Genomic DNA, 21,340 nt, shown 5'->3' on the forward strand with positions numbered 1-21,340 from the left:
CCTCTTATAAATGCTTAACCCTGCGGGTCACTTCCTCCTGCTTGCCTTTGATAAACGGTCGGCTGTTAGGCTGGCCAAGATAACCACAGACCCTGCGAGTCACTGACATTTTATCGGAATCACGGTTCTTGCACTGAGGGCATTCAAAGCCTCTATTAGTGGCGTGAAACTCACCTTCAAAGCCACAGCTGTAGCAGGAGTCATTAGGCGTATTAGTGCCGTAGTAAGGTACCTTGTCGTAGGTGTAGTCCCAGACGTTTTCCAGCGCTTTCAAGTTATGGACCATATTCGGATATTCGCCATAACAGATAAAACCACCACTGGCGTACATCGGGTAGTCCATCTCAAAGTCTACCTTGTCATAAGGCGTAACCTTCTTTTCCACATCCAGATGGAAAGAGTTGGTGTAGTAACCCTTGTCAGTCACTCCATCGATAACACCAAATTCATTCTGATCCAGCCGACAGAAACGATCGCAAAGACTTTCACTGGGTGTTGAATAAAGACTGAAGGCGTAGCCGCTTTCCTCTTTCCAGCGGTTCACCGTTGTATTCAGATACTCAACCACCTCAAGACCTTTCTGTCTGAGAAGTTCACAGTCGTATATATCACCCTGCTGATAAAGCGCTCGAATAGTTTCATGGATACCAATATATCCCAGCGAGATAGAAGCCCGACCGTTTTTGAATACGTCACTGACCTTGTCGTCCGGCTTCAGTCGTATACCGCAGGCGCCTTCAACATAGAGAATTGGCGCCACTCTGGCCTGAACATTGTCCAGACGCTGAATACGGGTCATCAGTGCTTCTCTGGCCAGCTCCAGCCGTTGATCCAGCAATTCATAGAAAGCTTCTTCACTTCCGCCGCTTTCAATAGCCACTCTTGGCAAGTTAAGGGACACAACCCCAAGATTGTTTCGACCATCGTGAACCAGCTTGCCGTTTTCTTCATAAGTGCCAAGGAATGAGCGACAGCCCATCGGCGTTTTAAAGCTGCCGGTGACTTCCACCAGCTTGTCGTAGTTCAGAATATCGGGATACATGCGCCTGCTGGCGCATTCCAGTGCCAGCTGTTTGATATCGTAGTTAGGGTCTTCTTTCGCAAAGTTCACCCCTTTACGAATGGCAAACACCAGCTTTGGAAACACCGGTGTTTTGCGGTTCTTTCCCAAACCATGGATACGGTTTTTGAAAATCGATTTCTGAACCAGCCGTTCTTCCCAACTGGTGCCGAGACCGAAACCAAAAGTGACAAACGGTGTCTGGCCATTGGCGGTGTGAAGGGTGTTAACTTCGTATTCCAGGGCCTGATAAGCGTCGTAGCAATCTTTCTCGGTATGCTCCATGGCATACTGCTTTGCCTTTTCTTCGTCGCCTATCCAGCGCATGCCTTCAGCTAAATGCTTCTGATACGTCTTGGTGACATAAGGCGCATGAATACGATCAATTTCATTAATACTGGTGCCGCCGTATATATGGCTGGATACCTGGGCGATGATCTGAGCCGTAATAGCGGCTGCAGTGGTAATGGACTTTGGTGTTTCAATTTCCGCATTCCCCATACGAAAACCATTGGTCATCATGCCTTCAATATCAATCAGCATGCAGTTAAACATGGGAAAGAAAGGCGCATAGTCGAGATCGTGATAATGGATCTCACCCTTTTCATGGGCTGCGGTTATATGCGTTGGCAGAATATGCTGCTTGGCGTAATGTTTGGCAACAACACCGGCAAGCAGATCTCGCTGGGTAGGGATAATCTTGCCGTCTTTATTAGCATTTTCATTCAGGATGTCATCGTTATCCTGATTAATAATACTGAGGATATCCTTACTGAGAGCATTGCGGGACTCACGCTCTATATCTCTGGAATTACGGTACTCAATGTACTTTCGTGCCGCAGCCTTGTGATTGCTTCGCATCAGCAGGTCTTCAATCATGGCCTGCACATCATAGATATCCACGGTCTCCCGGTTCGAAAAGCAGGTGCTTACCCTATCCGCCAGTGATGTCGCAAAATCATCATCCTTAATATGGGCATCGTTAAGTGCCTTTGAGACTGCCACGACAATGCGTGAGCAATCGAAAGGCTGTCGAGAACCATCTCGTTTGATGATATCGGTCATCGGAACTGCTCCGGAGAAAGAGTAAATAGAGGGTTGAGCCAGCGAGAGAGACAGCTTGCGGAAATATGAATCACACCTTCCCTAGTGATCAAAACCCACGCAAAACACTATATATAGTAGGCGGCGCACATAGTACTTTCTATTCTCTGCTTCTGTAATTGATGCAGGTCAGTTTTTTAGAGTGAGGGATTGAACGCACTCCGACAACAAAGGTCGAAAGCTGGCTAGACAGCACAGCAGGGCTGAATGACAAACACCTTCTTTACTAATCAGGTTGGATTGCAAAGGCTGATCTACTATGATGCCTGCCATTTTATCCACAGAACATTCCGGATATCTCCATGAGTCCTTACACCTCCCCCGTTTCAGAATTACTTACCCTTGGCGAATGCGATTGGCAGGAGTGGTCGGACTACAGCCGCTTTGAATTTACCGAAGCCCATATTCCGGAACTGTTAACACTGTCCCAGGACTGGAAACTGTTTGAACACGACGACTCAGAAATCTTCTGGTCGCCCATCCACGCCTGGCGTGTTCTGGCAGTGCTGAAATCTGAAGCCGCTGTTGAGCCGATGATTGACCTGCTGCACAAGCACAATGAACAGTTTGCCGTATCCGGCTTCCTGCCTGCTGTACTGGGTCGCATGGGTGCACTGGTCACTGAACAGCTGTGGAGCATCGCCCGTAACACCGAAAACGATGAAGACTCTCGTGATCTGGCGCTGGAATCCCTGCGCTGGAATGCCAGCTACCATGCAGACGCTAAAGAACAGACCGTTGCCGAGTTCATCAAGCTGCTGGATGACCGGGAAGACGACGACAGCTTCCTGAACACTGCGCTGGTTGGCTGTCTGATTGATCTGCAGGCGAAAGAAGGTATTGAAGCCATTCGTGCAGCCTACGACCGTGACCTGGTAGAGCTGGAAGTCCATGGCGATATTGAAGATATCGAAATGGAACTGGAACTGAGAGAGACCCGTTCCTTCATTCCGGACTGGCGCTTTGATGATTACCAGAAAAAATTGCTAACCGAAGCCCTCGAGAAACACGGCAAGATGACTTACCGTGAAGTGGAAGGTTATCTGTTCGGTATCTGGGGTTCCCCTCAGCCAGTACCACCGAACCGCTGGCTGAATGCCATCTTCGGTGAAAAGCCCGAGTTCGAATCCGAGCAGCAGGAAAAAGACATTCATCGTACTATCTTCAACCTGTTCGATCTGATTGAACAGAGTGTTGAGATGGGTAACGATGTTCTGCCAAAAGAATGTCACTCAGAAACACCGACAGACGATGCTTTCCCTCTGCTGCAAGAATGGTCTAACGGTTTTGGCGAAGCCAACAGCCTGCTGGTGAACTTCTGGGAAGATGTCTTCCAACATCCAACCATGAAGGATCAGGAAGAGTCCTGGACAGCCTGCACTATTCTGCTGAGTGTCTGGTCCCAGCCTGAACATCTGCTGAAGAAAGGCAAGGAAGAAGGCGGTCCAAACATAGAGAAGATGCTTTCTGCCGTACCTTCTGTTGCCCGAGAGCTGGCTTCTATCGGCTCAGGTATTAAAACCCGCTGGCAGGCGGTTCTGGATACTCCTAACGAGCCAATCACTGTCGACAAGATTGGTCGTAACGATCCTTGCCCATGCGGCAGTGGTAAGAAGTACAAGAAGTGCTGCGGTAAATAATCAGACAGTGCACACGAATTCAGAAGCTGTTTGCCCGCCTTTGTGCCGGGCAAACAGCCATTTAATATCCGACTGCGTGTGTCTACACATTTATAGTCATAACTTTTACCATGCGCATTTTTTGCTCATGGTTGAATTATGACTTTTCATATCTTCTCTTCCAGCCGTCCCTTTGCGAACCCCTTCAGGGATAACTACTGATAGCCAAAAAAATAGTTCACATAACAATTAGATGGCTTGACTTACATCAACTCAAATAAGTCCTCCTAAAAATAGTCTCCCCGTTATTCAGGTTTTAATCTTAAATTTCAGGGAGACAGCCATGCTCGAGCTATTAATCGGGTTACTGGTAACCGTTAGTGTCGGTTATTTTATTATCAAGGGCTACAAGCCTGCAGGTGTACTTTTAACAGCGGGTCTTCTTCTGTTAATTACTACAGGTTTACTGGGTCATACTGTACTGCCATCAAAAGTGGCTTCCACCGGCAACATCATTACTGATTCCATCGAATTTGTTAAATACATGCTGAAGTACCGTGGTGGCGGCCTGGGTATGCAGATCATGCTGCTGTGTGGTTTTGCAGCTTACATGTCTCATATTGGTGCCAACAATGTTGTGGTTAAGCAGTTCTCCAAACCACTGCAGTTCATCAAATCACCTTATGTTCTTCTGGTTGCGGCTTACGTTATTGCCTGTCTGATGTCTCTGGCAGTAAGCTCTGCAACTGGTCTGGGTGTACTGCTGATGGCTACCCTGTTCCCGATGATGACAGCCATGGGTATTTCCCGTCCTGCCGCCGTTGCCGTATGTGCATCTCCAGCTGCAATTATTCTTTCACCAACCTCCGGTGACGTTGTTATTGCTGCTGAAAAGGCAGGCATGGCTCTGGATGTATTTGCGGTTCAAACCGTACTACCCGTTTCTATCTGCGCCATCGTTGTAATGGCCGCTGCAGCTTACTTCTGGAACAAGTATCTCGATAAGAAAGAGAACTCTCCAATGGAGAAGGTGGATATCTCCGAGATCGAAGTAAAAGCGCCTGCTTACTACGCGGTTCTGCCTTTCCTGCCCATCATTGGCGTATTTCTGTTCAATGGCAAAACCATTCCAGGCCTGAAGCTTGATATCTACACCATCGTGGTTGCATCTATTCTGCTGGGCGCACTGGTTGATTTCATTACCAAGCGCTTCGACGGTAAAGCCACTCTGGAAGACCTGGAAACCTGCTATCAAGGCATGGGCGACGCTTTCCGCGGCGTGGTAATGCTATTGGTTGCTGCCGGTGTATTTGCTCAGGGCCTGATGTCCATTGGCGCTATCGGTAACCTGATCGGTCTGGCTGAAAGTGCCGGTGCCGGTGGTTTTGCCTTGATGATGCTGCTGACTCTGCTGACGGTTGCAGCCGCTATTGCTACCGGTTCCGGTAACGCACCTTTCTATGCATTCGTAGAGCTGGCTCCGGCTCTCGCTGGCAAGATGGGCCTGAACCCTGCTTTCCTGATCATTCCTATGCTGCAGGCGTCTAACCTGGGTCGTACCATTTCTCCGGTATCCGGCGTGGTAGTGGCCACTTCCGGTATGGGTAAGATCAGCCCATTCGAAGTTGTGAAGCGTACATCTGTGCCTGTTCTCTCCGGTCTGGTGACTGTGATTATCGGTACACTGGTTCTCGTGCCTATGACCTGATCAATGATCGTTTTCAGGAACTTTCATAGAACATAGAAAAGCGGTGCAGCCCTGAGGCTGCACCGCTTTTTTTATGGCCTTCCATCTATTCTTTTCCAGATATTCTGGCCGATACCATCTGACAGGTCATCGGCAGGAATTAATATGGAATTCCCATCAAGCCTTATCAGAGCAGGGCACGCTCTGGTTCATGCATTCACCCCTAATCAGGAAGCCATTAAACAATATGGTGTTAAAGGGTGGCTGGTTCGTAAGATTTTACCTAAAGCCTTTGCAGACAGACTTATACGTACCCGTAAAGTGCGGGTCGTCGAAAGCCATGAATTGCCCTCTCTGAAACGAAATGACAAACCCAAAACGGTAGAAACCTCTCACCTCTTCAACAACAAACAACTTACTGTAATCAAGAAGGCCGCAAATGGATTTATGGACCGGGTTCTGGACAGATATCCAGACGAGCAGCCAAGTAAATACGGCCACGCCTTATGCATTACTGAAAGTATTTTTAAACTGATTGAAACTATTGATAGCTGCTGCAAAGACTTCCCAATTACAGATGAGCAAATGGATCAGGTTGTACAGCAGCAAGTCAAGAAAGCTATGTCACAATTGAAGGCCAAGGATCAGAAAAAAATACTGAGTCATCTCTCTGGTAGCTCTCTAGCTGGTGCCGTTATTTCTGCTCGCATACTGAGCAGGGAGCACCCTGATGATGAAAAACTAAAGGTGTTCCTGAAAGTAGCTGATGCAGCCTGTACTGGTATTCTTGACCACAAATCAGCTCGCAAAGAGGCCTCTGATATTCAGAAGCGACTTAGACATGAAAACCACGTATCAAAGAGAGGAATTCCTTCTGTACCAGCAGCCCTAGTGAATTCTATTGACACCCATATTTCTGAACGAAATCTCGATTTATCAGAAAGTCGCCTTCCCAGCCTTTTTGTAGAAGAGCAGCAGCCTCCCATACCTGCCAGAGCCAGTGCAGCTATCGCAAAATTCAAACAGGAAGGCCCACCATCCCGCGAACAGCTCAAGTCGCTCGTCAGCAACTACCTGAAAGCCATAAAGGAAAATGATCGTGATGGAATGATTGCCGGAATGTTCTGTTTGCACAAAGGGGTGTTAGACAATATGTGGCAGGGTAAATCAGCGACTCCCCTCTCGGAGGACCCGACAGAATGGAGCGTAGCAGGTGCTGATGATATCCCTGGTCAACTAAAACCTGTGATCGAAGAGGTACTCGGTTCTTTATCAGAGACCGAACTATCAGAACTGAAAGAGGCTTCTAAAAAAGCCGATCTAACAAAAGTTGCGGCTTCCATGGACCTTTATATGAACTGGTTCAGCTCTAAATCCGATATCCTGAGCAAACAAACTCCTAATGTATTGGTAACCTGTATCCCACCTTTCAGCGAGTTCGCCAGCCAACTGGGAATAGTAGACGACATTGCAGCTTTCTCTGCCGAGGCAAATGAAATAGTAGAGGCTACATATGATGGCAAATCATCCGTCTCCGCTCTGACCTTTCAGGAAGTTCATCAAACAGCACAGATGATAGAAGAGCTGGACTCTCAGCTGTTTGGAGGTAAAGACACAAACAGCTGATTTCATCATTCAGCTATTAAACAACAGCACTCAAAAGCAAGCTCTCCAGCTCACTCCAGGGCGGCAATTCCTTATCAATAATCTCAATTCGGCTGCCATCCAGCTGATCCAGTTCAATAATACTGACCACACCATTCTGGGCATTAAACCCTTTCAATCCCTGATCTGTTCTGATTACCGCTTTCAATCGATCAGCTGGGATACCATTGAATAACTGAAACAGTCGATCGAAAGAGAAAACCGTTTGTTCATCAAACAACCAGCCACAACTGAAGTGCCCCTGTCCTTTGTTTTCCCTGCGAACGAATGTCTCGCCTTCAGGCAAGGTCAACGGTGCAGTTTCAGGCATGGAATGATGGTGACTATGGGCACTCTTGTTATGAGCCTGTCGTTTAAAGCGGGGAAGATTTAACCAGTCTTTATTCAGTTCACCCTGCTGTACCCAACCTGTCGCTTTTTGCTGCTCAAACTGACGACTGTAGTCTTCAAAAAGCTGACGGTGCTCTTCACTGCATTGATCTGTTTTATTTGCCACCAGCACATCAGACAGCTGTGCCTGATCTCTGAAATTATCATTTTCCAGGTAGCGACTGTCACTCAACTGTCTCGGATCGATCAGACAAATACTTGCTCGCAGATCGAGTGCTTCATCGTAGTACTCACCCGTAAGCGTGTTCAGTATCTGCTCAGGATGCCCCAACCCTGTTGGCTCAATCAAAATACGATCCGGTTTGCTGCGGGCTATCAGCATATTCAGGCCAATCTGCATCGGCAAGCCTGCGACACAACACATGCAGCCACCGGGAACCTCCCTGACCACAGCCCCTTTGCCGGACATCATGGCTCCGTCAATACCTACTTCACCGAACTCGTTGACCAGTACTCCCCAGGTTTCATTTTCGGGTTTGTTGGCCAGCAGGTGGAGAATGGCTGTAGTCTTCCCGGATCCCAAAAAGCCGGTTATTAGATTTGTTGGTATTGCCTTGGCCACAGTGGTTACTTCTCCATACACCAGTTCAAAATCGTTATATTATAACAAAAAGAACTTTTCCGGTCATGAATACGCACATCTATCTCGAATTGCGAATTTGTAAACCGGTTCAGTCAGGTGCATTCTATATGCACCTTTGCAGTAACCACTGAATCACAACAATGAAACTGACCAAGCATACGGACTACGCGCTACGCATCCTGATTTATTCTTCTCTTCAACCAAAAGAAAGACTGCTCTCTATTCAGGAAGTGACTGATGTCTATGAACTGTCACGCAACCATGTGATGAAGATCGTGCAGAAGCTGGGTCAGGAAGGTTATCTGACAACCATTCGAGGTAAAGGCGGTGGCTTTCATCTGGGCAGAAAGCCTGAAGACATCAATCTTGGCGAGCTGATCAGTAAGCTTGAACCTTCCATGAAGCTGGTTAACTGCAAAGAACCCGTTTGTCGTATATCGCCAGCCTGCCGTTTGCAGAGCGTATTGTCTGAAGCTATGTCCAGCTTTCAGGAAGTACTCAACAGTTATACGCTGGCAGACCTTGTTGATAATCGAGATGAATTATCCAACCTACTGGCTATCAGTGCCTGAATAAGGCTACTCAGGTTTTCCGGCAACCAGCCGCACCTGATCCTGCGGGCCATGCTTCCATATTGGATAGTGGTTCGCAGCTCCCAGTTCTATTAATTCGATGTCAAAACCCTGTCGTTTAAAAGCAGTCGCAAGCTGTTCAGGATAAAAGAAATTGAAATAGCCAGGCTGATAAGCATCAAGATGGGCTGCGTATATTTCCCAGGCTGGATGACCTTCTGGCTCAAGGTTTCTGGCAGCACAAAACAGGTCCTGATACTCACGCAGTGCTTTCATGCAGCTTCCATCCCGCTCCCGTTGAGCAACCCTGAGCTGTTTTAACCCGACAGGTTGTAATAAAGACAGATCTTCACTGACTGTCGTCAGAATGACTTTTCCTCCCGGTATCAGAAGGTCATAAAACCTCTGAATACTGGCAAGCACTTCTTCATGATCAAGAAAATGAAACACTTCTGCGCAGAGAATCCCTGAGAAAGTTTCGTCTTTAAAAGGAATCGTTTCTGGCAGATGCAAGCAGTCGAATTCTATTCCTGTGCCCCTGTGCTGCTCTTTCAGCTCAGGAATAACCTTTGGGTTCAGCTCTGTAGCAATGACTCTCGCGCCCGTTTCAGCAGCCTGCAAACTATTCAGGCAATTGCCACAGCCAATATCCAGTAAAGGGTGACTACCGTCCCAGCAATCAAGCCAGTATTTCAATAACACATGAAGTGTATTGAACGTAAAACCGACTCTCTGGTTCAGAGGAGAAAAATCATGATTCAGGCGTGCCACTGAACTACCTGCCCTGCTGGAATGTCAGGGCAGTATAGATCAGCTAATAGCCAGAGACAGTCATCAAGCAGCCTTCAAAAGCTTCACCAGCATGGATACCGGGTGTGGCACATAGCCGTCGCTGAAACGTTTGATCTGACTTCGGCAGGAGTAGCCCGTAGCCACCAGCTTGCCGCTGTTTTCAGGCATATCTACATGCTCCTGCCAGCTCATCTCATAGAGCTTCTTCGAGGTTTCCTGATTACGACTTTCATGGCCATAGATACCGGCCATACCACAGCAACCTGTCGCCTGATAAGTCAGCTTTAAACCAAGGGCAGCATAGAGCTTCTGCCACTGTGATGGAGCCGCTGGCTGATTGGTGGTTTCAGTACAATGCCCCAGCAGTTTGAACTCACCTTCCAGCTTAATACCCTGCTGACTGATTGCATCAACCTTCTCGGCAAACCATTCGGAAAGCAGCTTAACGTCTGGTGCAGATTCACCCATCACTTCCCGATACTCATCCCGGTAAGTCAGAGTAACCGCTGCATCAATACCCATCATTGCAACACCACTGTCAGCCAGTGCTCTCAATTCCTGACCGTTGGTTTCTGCCACCTTTTCAAAGCGCCCCAGATAACCATATACATGGAGTACCTTGCCATTAGGCTTATAAGGAGCCACCAAAGGACGGAAACCAAGGCGAATCAGCAATTCAACCAGATCGGTCAGTACAGGGGTTTCAAAGAAGCTGGTAAAAGCGTCCTGAACAATAACCACTGTTTTGTCTTTTTCTGACTCGGGAATAGCCGACAGCAGACTGGCAGAAGCCACTGCCGCACCTGCACGACAACTGTCATCAAGCGGTGAGGTACTGGTGATCTTCGGCAGATCCTGCAGGCCAACTGTCTTTGCCATCGCCCTATTAGCCAGCTTTGAGCCAGCCAGCAGGTTATAAGCACCTTTACCTTTCGCAAGAACTGGCAATATGGGTTCCAGCATACCGGCAATATGATGTTTTGCAGGACGCAGATATCGACTGTGATAAAGCTCGAAATAACGGGAACGCAGATCCGGAACATTGACCTGAATCGGACACTGCCCGGCGCAGGACTTACAACTCATGCAGCTGTCCAGTGCCTGATAAACTTCATGGCTGAAATCTTCCTTGCCTCTGAGTTTATCAACGGTGTTGCTAACTTTATCCATGGCGTTGTAGAACATGCCATGCTCTCTGGTTTTACTTATTTCTGCCGCAACATCCGAACCGGCTGCAGTCTGCAGACGCAACCATTCACGAACCAGGCTGGAACGGCCTTTTGGCGACTGGGTTCTGTCGAGAGTGGCTTTCCAGGTCGGGCACATGGCGCTGTTCGGGCTGTAGTTAAAGCAGGCACCATTACCGTTGCAATACATGCCACTGCTGAACGCTTCAAACGCATTACGTTCAATATCACGGTCCAGCTGACCACGGGTTTGAACTCCGTCAATCTTCAGCAGTTCCTGCTGGGCAGGCGTAGCAATTTTGCCCGGGTTCAGCTGGTTATGAGGGTCGAAGACTTTCTTTATCTGCTGAAGCACAGGATAGAGTTCGGCAAAGAAGTCTGGCGCATATTCCGAGCGCACACCTTTACCGTGCTCTCCCCAAAGTACACCACCATGGTTTCGCGCCAGTTCAGCCACCTCATCACTGATTGACCTCACCAGCACTTCCTGCTGAGGATCTTTCATATCAATGGCAGGGCGAACGTGTAAAACACCAGCATCCACATGGCCGAACATACCGTACGACAATTCATGCTTATCCAGCAGCGCTCTGAATTTCTCTATAAAAGCAGCAAGATTTTCTGGTGGAACCGCTACGTCTTCCACGAAAGGAATCGGGCGAGCGTCACCTTCCATATTCCCCAGCAGACCCACAGCCTGCTTACGCATTGCCCAGATTTTTTTGACGTTCGCCGTCCCCATCACCCGACTGTAGCCGCAACGTTTTATCTCTGAATCCTGTTCCAGTACAGCTGTCAGCCGGGCAATACCCGCCTCCAGCTCTTCTTCACTGCTGCCAGTGAATTCGACAAAGTTAATACCATCAGCATCTTCGCTACTCTCAGGGAAGAACGCCTTAACGGTTTCCCAGACACTGTCGGCTTTTGCCAGAGCAAGCACTCTCGAATCCACTGTTTCAATGGAACCTGGCTCTGCGGTCATCAGGGTTTGAGCATCCTGAAGGGATTCTTGAAAACTGCTGTAGAAAACCAGTACCAGAGCAGATGTCTTGGGAATAGGCAGCAGGTTAACCTTGATCTCACTGAGCATCGCCAGTGTGCCCTCAGAACCACAAAGGATGGCATTAAGATCAAACTGGCCATCATCACGACGGATATTGGCAAGGTCATAACCGGTCAGGTTTCTATTCAGCTTGGGAAATATTTCCGCAACCTTTTCATGATGCTGATCATGAATATTCCGAACCGTTCTATGGATTTCACCGATACGATCATCACGGTCACAGAAGCTATCAAGGTCATTTTCAGAAACAGGTGATGAGTGCCAAACCGTGCCGTCTGCCAACACAGACGTCAGCTCAAGAATATGGTGGCGGGTCTTGCCGTAGACGACAGAACCCTGACCACTGGCATCGGTGTTCACCATTCCGCCAACGGTTGCACGGTTGCTGGTAGAAAGCTCCGGCGCAAAGAATAGACCTTCTTTGGCCACCAGCTCATTAAGGTGGTCTTTAACTGTACCGGACTGAACTCTTGCCCAGCGTTCTTCTGCATTGATCTCGAGAATTTTGTTCATATGGCGACTGGTGTCGACCATAAAACCGGACGTCAGTGACTGGCCATTGGTTCCGGTACCACCACCACGAGGGGAAAGAACAATGGTTTGAAATTCGGGGTTTGCTGACAGGGTGAGAATATGGCTGAGGTCGGCTGTTGACGAAGGATAGAGAACACCTTCCGGCAGCACCTGATAAATAGAGTTATCCGTTGCCAGCACGGTTCTGTCGGCGTATCCCAGCTCGATATCACCGTGAAATCCTGACGCTTCTAACTGACGTGCAAAAGATTGATACAGGGAACCTGTGGCCTGCTGATCCAGTTTACTGATCACCGTCCTTCTCCATGCGACTGCTCTGTTCTTCTGTTTTTATAAAGAATGGGTAATGCAGCTTCTCTTTGACGCAATCCACTCGTCTCGACTGCTCGCTGCGTATTGTACGTAATGATAGGGTCAGATGCAGTCCGGTTTTCAAATCTATACTGGAACGGTTCTTTTTGAGGTGTAAGCTAATGTTTATATTCAGGCCTGCCTGTTTTTTCCTGATTCTTCTGATCTCAATTAACGCCAATAGTGATGGCAGTATCGAAGACAACCATCAAGCGTTAAATAAACTGGCAGACCTATTGTTGACTGTCCCCCTCAATGAATTCATCTCCGGCGGACCAGCCTCTAATCGGTATTATTTCAATATCTGCAGAAGCGATCTTGAGTGGGGTATCCATACCAGAAAAGACGAAAAGGGCTATTTTCTCTCTCCTGATCATTCCAGGCCAAGCCGTCACCCATGCAAGCAGATTCAGTCTCTTGGAAATCTGAACGTAATGTTTCCCACAGCTATTACTTACCAACAGGATGAGCACGGAGGCTACTGGAAAAAGGAAGGAGACTTGCTTTGTTACGAGTCGGGCGGTGCAACCCACACTTCTTACTGCAATGTTTTACCCGCCAAAAATCATTTAATATTTCGGACTTTTCATTCCGCCATGACCCTGCTGGGTTACGCCATAACGTTTAGTTGCACACTCTTCTGTTGCTACCAGTGCTTCAGCATAAACTATCTTTGAATCAATTTTGTCTATAGTTACCTTTTTTAATGCCGAGCCGAGCTATACAGAAGGGCTGTAAAGAAAAGCTATGAATAGAATAATCTTGCTGGCAGGGATCGCAATCATGACCATGGTTCAAGGACTAGTTGCCTATGGAGAAATCCTGCCGCAACAGGAAACCTCAAAAACAGGAAGTTTTCTGAAAAAAGCCACAACCCAGTACCCATCCCCTGATGAACTTCTGGTTGTTCTTGATCTGGATGACACCACCATCACCAGCCCCAAAGGGCAATTGCTGGGGCGTTCAGACATGTTCTACCACCTGTTGGGCAAGGAACAGAAAGCACATCCTGATAAGACCAAAAAGGAAGTAGCAGAAACCATCGACCCAATACTTGAGGCGGTATACCGGCGGGTAGCGGTAACAGCGACCGATGATCAATTGCCTGATGTTCTGAATAATCTAAAAGACAGAAACATCATGGTCATTGGCATGACCGCTCGAGGCAAGGCTGTGTCGGCAGTCACTCAGGAACAATTAAAGCGCGCCAATATCAACTTCTACGATACCGGTCCTTTGCGAATAGTAGAGCTCGACAGTGACCGCAGCATTCGTATTGAGCATGGAGTTGTTATGGTCAGCCATGGCAACAGCAAAGGTGAAAGCCTTACTGCCCTGATGCGACAAGGCTATCTGGAGCACCCAACTCAAGTCATCATGATTGATGATCGCCAGAAGCATCTGGATGATGTCGCACAGGCATTAACCAAATTTGATAAGTCTATTCGTTTTAGCCCGGTGCTCTGTACTTTTCTGAAAACGACCACACCGTTTAATGCCAGTGACTCTGAAGTAGAGATGATTGATTTCCTGTTTCAGTGGCGAAAAGACCCTGAAATCAAACGGTTTATAAAAAACGATGTATTTACCCAGAAAGTGATTCGTGAGTGCTCGGAAAAATCAGCCAGTGGTAAAGCCTGTGTAGCTTTGAAGAAACTGATTAATAGCTGATCATCCAACTCTGAAACGCTGTCACCTGCTTGCAAGCGGTAGCAGACACTGAAAGAATTCAGTCTCTGTTGAATACCGGCTGTGATAATGAAAAACAAAAGGAACTTGCCCGCTTTCATCTCTGGGTTGAGCGCATTCGTGCTAACAGCATTGATCTCAACGCCTGTCACCGCCGCTATTGAGAAGATTCCAGTCGTTGGTGAAGCCTTTAATGCTTCACTCATTCTAAAAAACGAAGTGATTTCAACACTCGGTTATTCAGCACGGCTGACCCGGGATACTGCTCTCTTTACCGTTGCCGGTCTCACTCTCGATGCCTACATCCTGACACTGCCGCTGGATAAGAACAGCAAGAAACGTGTTGTCTCTCAACTGGCTAATCCAGCCTATGCGATTCCTCTCGGTTACTTTCTCTACAGCTACTATGACCGTTACACAGGCATTAGCGATGAGGATGTTTTTAAGGCTTACCTGCAAACTGTTTATGACCAGGAAACATTAAAAGAGTTTGAACATAGCCTGTTCCAGCTTTCAGAAAAGAGACCCGAGACAGAGAAGGAGCAAAAGCAAACATCTCACCATCAGGGGCTGGTTATTAACCGTGAATTTATCGCCTCGATGGTTACTGTCTACGACGCTCTGTTTGAAATTGATGAGTGGCGTAAGTTTGAAACACTGCCCAGTCACTATTCCTATCTAACCAGCAGTGATAAAGATCTGGAACTGATCAACCGCATTCAACCCATTGTCGTTGATACCCTGAGCAAAACAGTCGCCGGTATGGATAAAGGTGATATCAGATCTTCACTCGAGTCCATTCTGCAAGATGCCGAGCCAGATAAACGCAACCTGCCTAATAATAAGATCCAGGCTATTACCGTCACGCTTATCGATTTTGTTCGGTATAACCTGCTTAAAGGCTGGCGACAGTTTGTTTATCAGGAAGAAAGAACAGAAGCGCTGACTGACTGGATGAAAACAACTTTCAGTCAAGAGCCTGAGCGTTTAATTCGTTTTCTGGCGTCACAGCAGCAGCGCAGGCTAGCTGTGCAAATCACTGTGGATGGTTTGCAACAGGGGTTAATTGAGGGTCTCGTTGATCAAAACAAACCTTTCATTGCAACAGCCTGGAATAAACACCAACAGAAAGAAAACTTCAAACCAGCATCGATTGAAACTTCATCACCTGAGCATATTCAGCAGATGAGATTTTTAGACTCGTTGAACCAGAGCACTTATAAGAACCCAAACTATCTTCCTTTCTTTCATAAGCTCTACCAGAACTACAGCAAGAGTATTGCCAGCGTAGGTATTTCATCAACACCAACGATCAGTGTTCGAAATCTGCCCATTATCAAAACCGGCGCGAAAGTATCGGGGAACGGCGGTACAGGCATCCCAAACTTCCATTTTGTCGATCGTGAAGAAGACCGCGCCTATTACTTCTTTGGTAACGATGCTCTGCAACTGGAAAGGCTGGCGGTCAAAAACAACGTTCAAACCATGTTTGATCGACTTAACCACCTGAAAACCCTTAGCTGTAATGCCCAGTACGACTGGAACGCTCATGTTTCTTATGACGCCCTGATTAATCTTGGGCTTGGCGAGTCCCAGCGAGACTATGGCGAGAAACGTTGCCTGAGAGAGCTTCAGGAAAGAGCAAAGAATGAGTTGAAAGCAACTGAACTCAGGGCTGAGCTGATTACTGATATCAAGGCCTATCAGGATACATTCTTCTTGAGAATATTCAGCCTGATGACCAGAAAAAGTCTGATACGACAAAAACTGGAAGAACTGGTTGAGCTCGATATTCAGTCTATGCCGGATTATGTGCTGATCTATAATCCATGGCCTGACCACTTTGCTCATTTCACCGGGCCTTTCAGCGATGAAGTCATTATGCCGACAGGCGAATTAAACCGTCTGGACTATTGGCTGGGTCAACTGGAAGCGACTTACAAAGACGCGGGTATTTATGATCAGACACTGTGGGGAATGGCGGGCGACCATGGTTTAAGTCCTGTTTACTACACACTGAACCCCGAAAAGATCATCTTTGAATCTTTGCAGGAAGAGTTGCCCTACCCCATTTCAATTCGCAAGATTTCTTCTGATGAAGGTGAAGGCCCCAAGATTTCCAACGCTATCAGTCCATTAAGTAATAAGGCTACCGATGTCGTTGTTGCTTCAACCGCTGGCGGCAACTATATGCTGGATTTCTTTAACTCAGCCCAAGGCTGGACAACACAACCTGTGTATCAGGAGCTGACTCAATGGCGGCCTTTGTCAGCGCCTGACACTTTCGAGCTGGACATGATTGAAGCCATGGCCGACAGCCTTGCCGGAACATTGGATTACCTTGTGGTTCGTGAATCTGAATGCTCACCAGCAGCCTGCTCAGTGCGACTGATAAACAAACGTGGTGACCAACGTCAGGATGAACTGATTATTCGCAAGGAAGATAGAACGTTTTATCAATCCCTGACAACAGACGAACCCTCTCTATTACAACTGACAGAGTTTAATCTTTATCTGCCACGCCCTGATCACAAAACCAAAATGCGGAACACTGCCCTGATTTCAAAATGCCTCGCCGCTAAAGAAACCGATACTGACAGCTGGTGTACTGAAGATGAGTGGCGACAGGCCACACAGTTTTCACCCAAACCAGATGCCATCAACCAGTTGGCTCATATTTATGATGAGGACAGAGCCGGAACCATCAACCTTTTCCCGGCTGAAGGTATTGGCTACAACACAGTAGTTCCCGGTCGTCATGCCGGTGAAAGCTATCCGGAAAAGGATGCTTTTATCGGTTTCTGGGGCGCCCCATTGAATGAGAATAAAAGACAACTGACTATTGAACAGAACGGTTCCCTTGCTCCAACTCTTTATCAGTACCTGACGGGCGAGCAAGTACTACAGGGTGAAAATGGTTGGGGCTACCCTTCTTTGCTGGATAAACTGAGTACGCACTAAGGAACATAAGGAAGCTGATTATTGGACTTCACCGCAGAGACTTTATTGCTCTTCAGCCTGCTGGGATTTTTCTCAGGGCTGATTAATGCTATTGCTGGCGGTGGCGGTTTGCTGGTTTTGCCAATATTACTGGCTTCAGGCATTCCGCCTATCAACGCACTGGCTACTAATAAATTTCAGGCGGTGTTTGGTACATTGTCGTCCAGCTTCAACTTTTATCGAAAAGGTCATATAGACCTGAAATCATTACGATCTGCTCTCGTTTTTGCCATTGCAGGCAGTGTTCTTGGCACCTGCCTGCTGCAATTGATTTCAGCAGGCTCTCTAAACCGGATTGTGCCATGGTTACTGATAGCCGCTGCGTTATACACGGTTTTCTCGCCAAAAGTCGGAGACACGGATAGCAAACCTCGGCTAAGTAAAAACTCTTTCAATCTGTTGGGTGGCTTTGGTATTGGCTTTTACGGAGGTTTCTTTGGGCCGGGTATGGGCTCTATTGCGGCACTGTCCTTTTCCAGCCTTCGAGGCTTCAACCTGCGTAAAGCCACTGCTCACGCCAAACCTGTTGTGTTCACGACCAACGTTGTTTCAATGGTTATTTTTGTTTTTGCAGGACAGGTGTTCTGGGCTGTTGCTATCCCTATGGCCATGGCTCAGCTCATTGGCGGAAGAGTCGGATCCAACCTGGTTATCAAAAAAGGTGCCGGATTAATCAAACCGGTTATTGTTCTGTTGACTCTGACCATTGCGGCTCGAATGCTGTTTAGTGGATAAATTACCAGAAATTCTTGGAAAGTCATCGAACATCACGAGATTATTTCTTCCCTCGGCATTACTGTTTAAATCATATAACTCTTTCTGAACTTTACCGATGTTATTCATCAGCCAGAAGTCTCTCTATGCATTACCAAAATAAATATTACGAGAAGCTTCTCAATAGAAGTCGACTTAAATATAGGAATCAAATATTCACCTAATAAAAAGTCGCGCACCAACTTATAAAAAAACAAACATTAATAAATATTCCAACCATATATAACCATGAGAACCCAACCAGTCATTAAGACAACGTTACTGGAAAAATAAAAATTCAGGACTATTATCCAATCAAAGAAATGTAAGTTCACTGACAATAAACTAAAAAAATCCAGAACAATCTAGAAAAGGAAATATCACTAATGAAAATAAATAATAAAAACACGTTCATTTTTCTTCTGTCATCACTATTTCTTAATTCAGAAGCATTCCCTCAAATCACTCTAGAAGAACACTTGGCATCAGGACATGATAGTAAATGCTATGGTATCTTTAATACAAGAGAAGAGCAGGAAGGGTTGTACGCCAGAGAAAGATCGAGTGAGTTTCTTTCAGAGAGACTTACAGACCTTGGTATTTCTTATGATGACATAGGCGAAAAAATCGGTAAGGATTACACAATTGTAGATTTACATTTTTATCTTCAGTCAATCTATGCTTTAAGAGATAGTATCGAGTATTCATGCAGATTCTCATATTTATTGGAAACTCTACCAATAGAAATAGTCAATAAATATAGGTTTAATGACGACATTATAGTTGCGTTGTATGAAACACATACTCCTGAACAATTAGAAAACCTGAAGAAAAAAGGTTTTAATTTTAAATTCGATAATTTCTCCAGAACTCTGGAAGTTGTAGATTTAATCTATTATCGACTGATGAGTTACAGCGGTAGTCTGGTGGGCTATACATATCGCATACAAGATATAATGGATGAAGAAAAAATCTACGAACAATCGAATGAAATATTCTATTTCAAAACAAAAAACAACCTAAGATCTCTACTCTTTTTCTACAATCAACAAAATAGTGAAGTACAGTATGACATTATTAATCATATTGCGAAGTACAACCCTCAGCTTGCCTACTTTATATTCAGCACTCTCAAGGAAAAACATTCTTCAGATTATCAATACTGGACAACTATATTTTCCCTTTACATAAGCGCTGTCTTTATTTCATCAGACGAACAAAGTAAACATTTCCCTGCTTTCCTTGCCTTCTTTAAATACTCTCCCCTGTTCAGTATCCCTGAAAGTTTAAAAAAAATTCAATCAGACGAAGTCTATAAAGATGATCTTTAGAAAGAACCTGCTTTGACTTTTTTTTTACGATAGTAGCTCAAGCAGTGTATTGACTGGCTTGTGGCTATTGAGTTTCAAACTGTTTAAATCACAGCTGTACAGTAAACCTTCATACTGTACAGCTGTTCTTACTGCGTGCTTACTGCGTGCCTCTTTTAGAGCAAATCAGGCATCAATACGCTTGTACTTAACACGGTGCGGGCCTGCAGCCTCTTCACCCAGACGATCTTTACGATCCGCTTCGTACTCGGTGTAGTTACCTTCAAAGAAGGTCACCTTGGACTCACCTTCGTAAGCAAGGATATGTGTTGCAACACGGTCGAGGAACCAACGGTCGTGAGAGATCACCATTGCACAGCCCGGGAACGCCAGAATGGCTTCTTCCAGTGCACGCAGGGTTTCTACATCAAGGTCGTTGGACGGCTCGTCAAGCAGCAGAACGTTACCGCCTTCCTTCAAGGTTGCAGCCAGCTGCAGACGACCACGCTCACCACCGGACAGATGTCCTACACGTTTCTGTTGATCGCCACCTTTAAAGTTGAAACGACCCAGGTAGTTACGTGAAGGCACTTCATAACCATTGATGCGCAGGATTTCCTGACCGTCGGAAATGGCTTCCCATACTGTCTTGTCGTCGTTCAGTTCATCACGAAGCTGCTGAACATTAGCCAGTTTAACGGTTTCACCTTTTTCGATGGTGCCGCTATCCGGTTGTTCCGTGCCCATGATCATTTTGAACAGTGTTGATTTACCCGCGCCGTTACCACCAATGATGCCGACGATAGCACCTTGTGGAATCGTGAAGCTCAGGTCTTCGATCAACTGTCGTCCATCAAAGCCCTTGGAAACGTTATTGAATTCCAGAACCTTGTCGCCCAGACGTGGGCCAGGTGGAATGTAGATTTCGTTGGTTTCGTTACGTTCCTGGAAACTCTGGGACTGCATTTCTTCAAAGCGGGACAAACGAGCCTTGGACTTGGACTGACGACCTTTGGCATTAGAACGAGCCCATTCCAGTTCATGCTTCATCGCTTTGCGATGGGCATCCTGTTGCTTCTGTTCCTGTCCCAAACGAGCTTCTTTCTGTTCCAGCCAGTTGCTGTAGTTACCTTCCCATGGAATACCGTGGCCACGGTCCAGTTCCAGAATCCAGTTAGCAGCGTTATCCAGGAAGTAACGATCGTGGGTAATCGCCACAACAGTGCCTGGATAGTCCAGCAGGAAGCGTTCCAGCCAGCCAACGGATTCAGCATCCAGGTGGTTAGTCGGCTCATCCAGTAACAGCATGTCAGGGTTGGACAATAACAGACGGCACAGAGCTACACGACGACGCTCACCACCGGACAGGTTGGCAACATTCGCGTCCCATTCTGGTAAACGCAGGGCATCAGCCGCTACTTCCAGCTTACGCTCGATGTTATGAGCGTCAGATGCCTGAATAATGTTTTCCAGCTTGGCCTGTTCAGCAGCCAGCTTGTCGAAGTCAGCGTCCGGCTCGGCATAGGCTGCATAAACAGCATCCAGTTTGGTCTGTGCTTCAGTAAGTTCACTGAGCGCTTCTTCAACAATTTCACGTACGGATTTGGTTGGATCCAGCTCCGGTTCCTGTGGCAGATAGCCAACATTGAGCTCAGGTTGAGGGCGAGCTTCGCCATCAAACTCCTGGTCAACACCAGCCATAATGCGTAACAGGGAGGACTTACCGGAACCGTTTAAGCCCAGCACACCAATTTTGGCGCCGGGGAAAAAGGACAGGGAAATATCTTTTAGAATCTGGCGTTTAGGCGGTACAACCTTGCTAACGCGATTCATGGTATACACGAACTGTGCCATGGAAAGGTGTCTCTGTATCAGGTTGATTTAACCGAGCGAAGATACTGTAACCCTATAGGCAATACAAGCCTGTGGGCAAGCTCTGCTTTCTGGGCCTAGATATTGCAGGTTTCAGTAAAGGTTATAT

At 46.8% G+C, this 21,340-nt stretch carries 14 protein-coding genes; 9 read left to right on the forward strand and 5 right to left on the reverse strand.

The window, feature by feature from the left end:
* Positions 1–4: 4 nt before the first annotated feature.
* A complete protein-coding gene (gene nrdD / locus EOPP23_RS07795; RefSeq protein WP_153765397.1) occupies positions 5–2,125 on the reverse strand; it encodes an anaerobic ribonucleoside-triphosphate reductase in 2,121 nt (706 codons plus the stop codon).
* Between the two features lie 341 nt (positions 2,126–2,466).
* Between nrdD and EOPP23_RS07800 the strand changes: the two genes are divergently transcribed.
* From EOPP23_RS07800 to EOPP23_RS07810, 3 genes are all read left to right on the forward strand, one after another.
* Positions 2,467–3,804 (forward strand): UPF0149 family protein, encoded by a 1,338-nt coding sequence (locus EOPP23_RS07800; RefSeq protein ID WP_153765398.1) that lies wholly within the window; start codon positions 2,467–2,469, stop codon positions 3,802–3,804.
* 322 nt (positions 3,805–4,126) lie between these two features.
* Entirely contained in the window at positions 4,127–5,491 is a 1,365-nt protein-coding gene (dcuC, locus tag EOPP23_RS07805; protein ID WP_153765399.1) for an anaerobic C4-dicarboxylate transporter DcuC, read from the forward strand.
* 144 nt (positions 5,492–5,635) lie between these two features.
* Positions 5,636–7,096: a hypothetical protein gene (locus tag EOPP23_RS07810; protein ID WP_153765400.1), complete on the forward strand. Its 1,461-nt coding sequence runs from the start codon at positions 5,636–5,638 to the stop codon at positions 7,094–7,096.
* 16 nt (positions 7,097–7,112) lie between these two features.
* Here EOPP23_RS07810 and EOPP23_RS07815 read toward each other — a convergent pair whose 3' ends face one another.
* Positions 7,113–8,087 (reverse strand): GTP-binding protein, encoded by a 975-nt coding sequence (locus EOPP23_RS07815; RefSeq protein ID WP_370514708.1) that lies wholly within the window; start codon positions 8,085–8,087, stop codon positions 7,113–7,115.
* 161 nt (positions 8,088–8,248) lie between these two features.
* On the opposite strand from EOPP23_RS07815, the gene EOPP23_RS07820 reads away from it, so the two are divergent.
* On the forward strand, positions 8,249–8,680 hold the full coding sequence (locus tag EOPP23_RS07820; protein WP_153765402.1) for an Rrf2 family transcriptional regulator: 432 nt from the start codon (positions 8,249–8,251) through the stop codon (positions 8,678–8,680).
* Positions 8,681–8,686: 6 nt separating this feature from the next.
* Here the strand turns inward: EOPP23_RS07820 and EOPP23_RS07825 are convergent, their stop codons facing one another.
* Both EOPP23_RS07825 and EOPP23_RS07830 read right to left on the reverse strand, forming a co-directional pair.
* Positions 8,687–9,451, reverse strand: a complete 765-nt coding sequence (locus tag EOPP23_RS07825) for a class I SAM-dependent methyltransferase (RefSeq protein ID WP_153765403.1) — start codon at positions 9,449–9,451, stop codon at positions 8,687–8,689.
* 63 nt (positions 9,452–9,514) lie between these two features.
* Positions 9,515–12,550, reverse strand: a complete 3,036-nt coding sequence (locus EOPP23_RS07830) for an FAD-binding and (Fe-S)-binding domain-containing protein (protein WP_370514709.1) — start codon at positions 12,548–12,550, stop codon at positions 9,515–9,517.
* Between the two features lie 179 nt (positions 12,551–12,729).
* On the opposite strand from EOPP23_RS07830, the gene EOPP23_RS07835 reads away from it, so the two are divergent.
* The 5 genes from EOPP23_RS07835 to EOPP23_RS07855 all read left to right on the forward strand — a co-directional run bounded on the left by EOPP23_RS07835 (position 12,730) and on the right by EOPP23_RS07855 (position 19,380).
* The gene (locus EOPP23_RS07835; RefSeq protein ID WP_153765404.1) at positions 12,730–13,284 is read left to right on the forward strand and encodes a hypothetical protein; all 555 of its coding nucleotides are present in this window, start codon (positions 12,730–12,732) and stop codon (positions 13,282–13,284) included.
* A 70-nt stretch (positions 13,285–13,354) separates the two neighbouring features.
* The gene (locus EOPP23_RS07840) at positions 13,355–14,278 is read left to right on the forward strand and encodes a DUF2608 domain-containing protein (protein ID WP_153765405.1); all 924 of its coding nucleotides are present in this window, start codon (positions 13,355–13,357) and stop codon (positions 14,276–14,278) included.
* A gap of 87 nt (positions 14,279–14,365) precedes the next feature.
* Positions 14,366–17,257: an alkaline phosphatase family protein gene (locus tag EOPP23_RS07845; RefSeq protein ID WP_153765406.1), complete on the forward strand. Its 2,892-nt coding sequence runs from the start codon at positions 14,366–14,368 to the stop codon at positions 17,255–17,257.
* Between the two features lie 21 nt (positions 17,258–17,278).
* Complete coding sequence (locus EOPP23_RS07850; protein ID WP_228550635.1) at positions 17,279–18,031, forward strand: TSUP family transporter; 753 nt, start codon at positions 17,279–17,281, stop codon at positions 18,029–18,031.
* Positions 18,032–18,435: 404 nt separating this feature from the next.
* Entirely contained in the window at positions 18,436–19,380 is a 945-nt protein-coding gene (locus EOPP23_RS07855; protein WP_153765407.1) for a hypothetical protein, read from the forward strand.
* A gap of 165 nt (positions 19,381–19,545) precedes the next feature.
* Here EOPP23_RS07855 and ettA read toward each other — a convergent pair whose 3' ends face one another.
* The gene (gene ettA, locus EOPP23_RS07860) at positions 19,546–21,213 is read right to left on the reverse strand and encodes an energy-dependent translational throttle protein EttA (RefSeq protein WP_153765408.1); all 1,668 of its coding nucleotides are present in this window, start codon (positions 21,211–21,213) and stop codon (positions 19,546–19,548) included.
* Between the last annotated feature and the right edge of the window lie 127 nt (positions 21,214–21,340).

The organism is Endozoicomonas sp. OPT23 (assembly GCF_009653635.1).
Taxonomy (GTDB): domain Bacteria; phylum Pseudomonadota; class Gammaproteobacteria; order Pseudomonadales; family Endozoicomonadaceae; genus Endozoicomonas_A.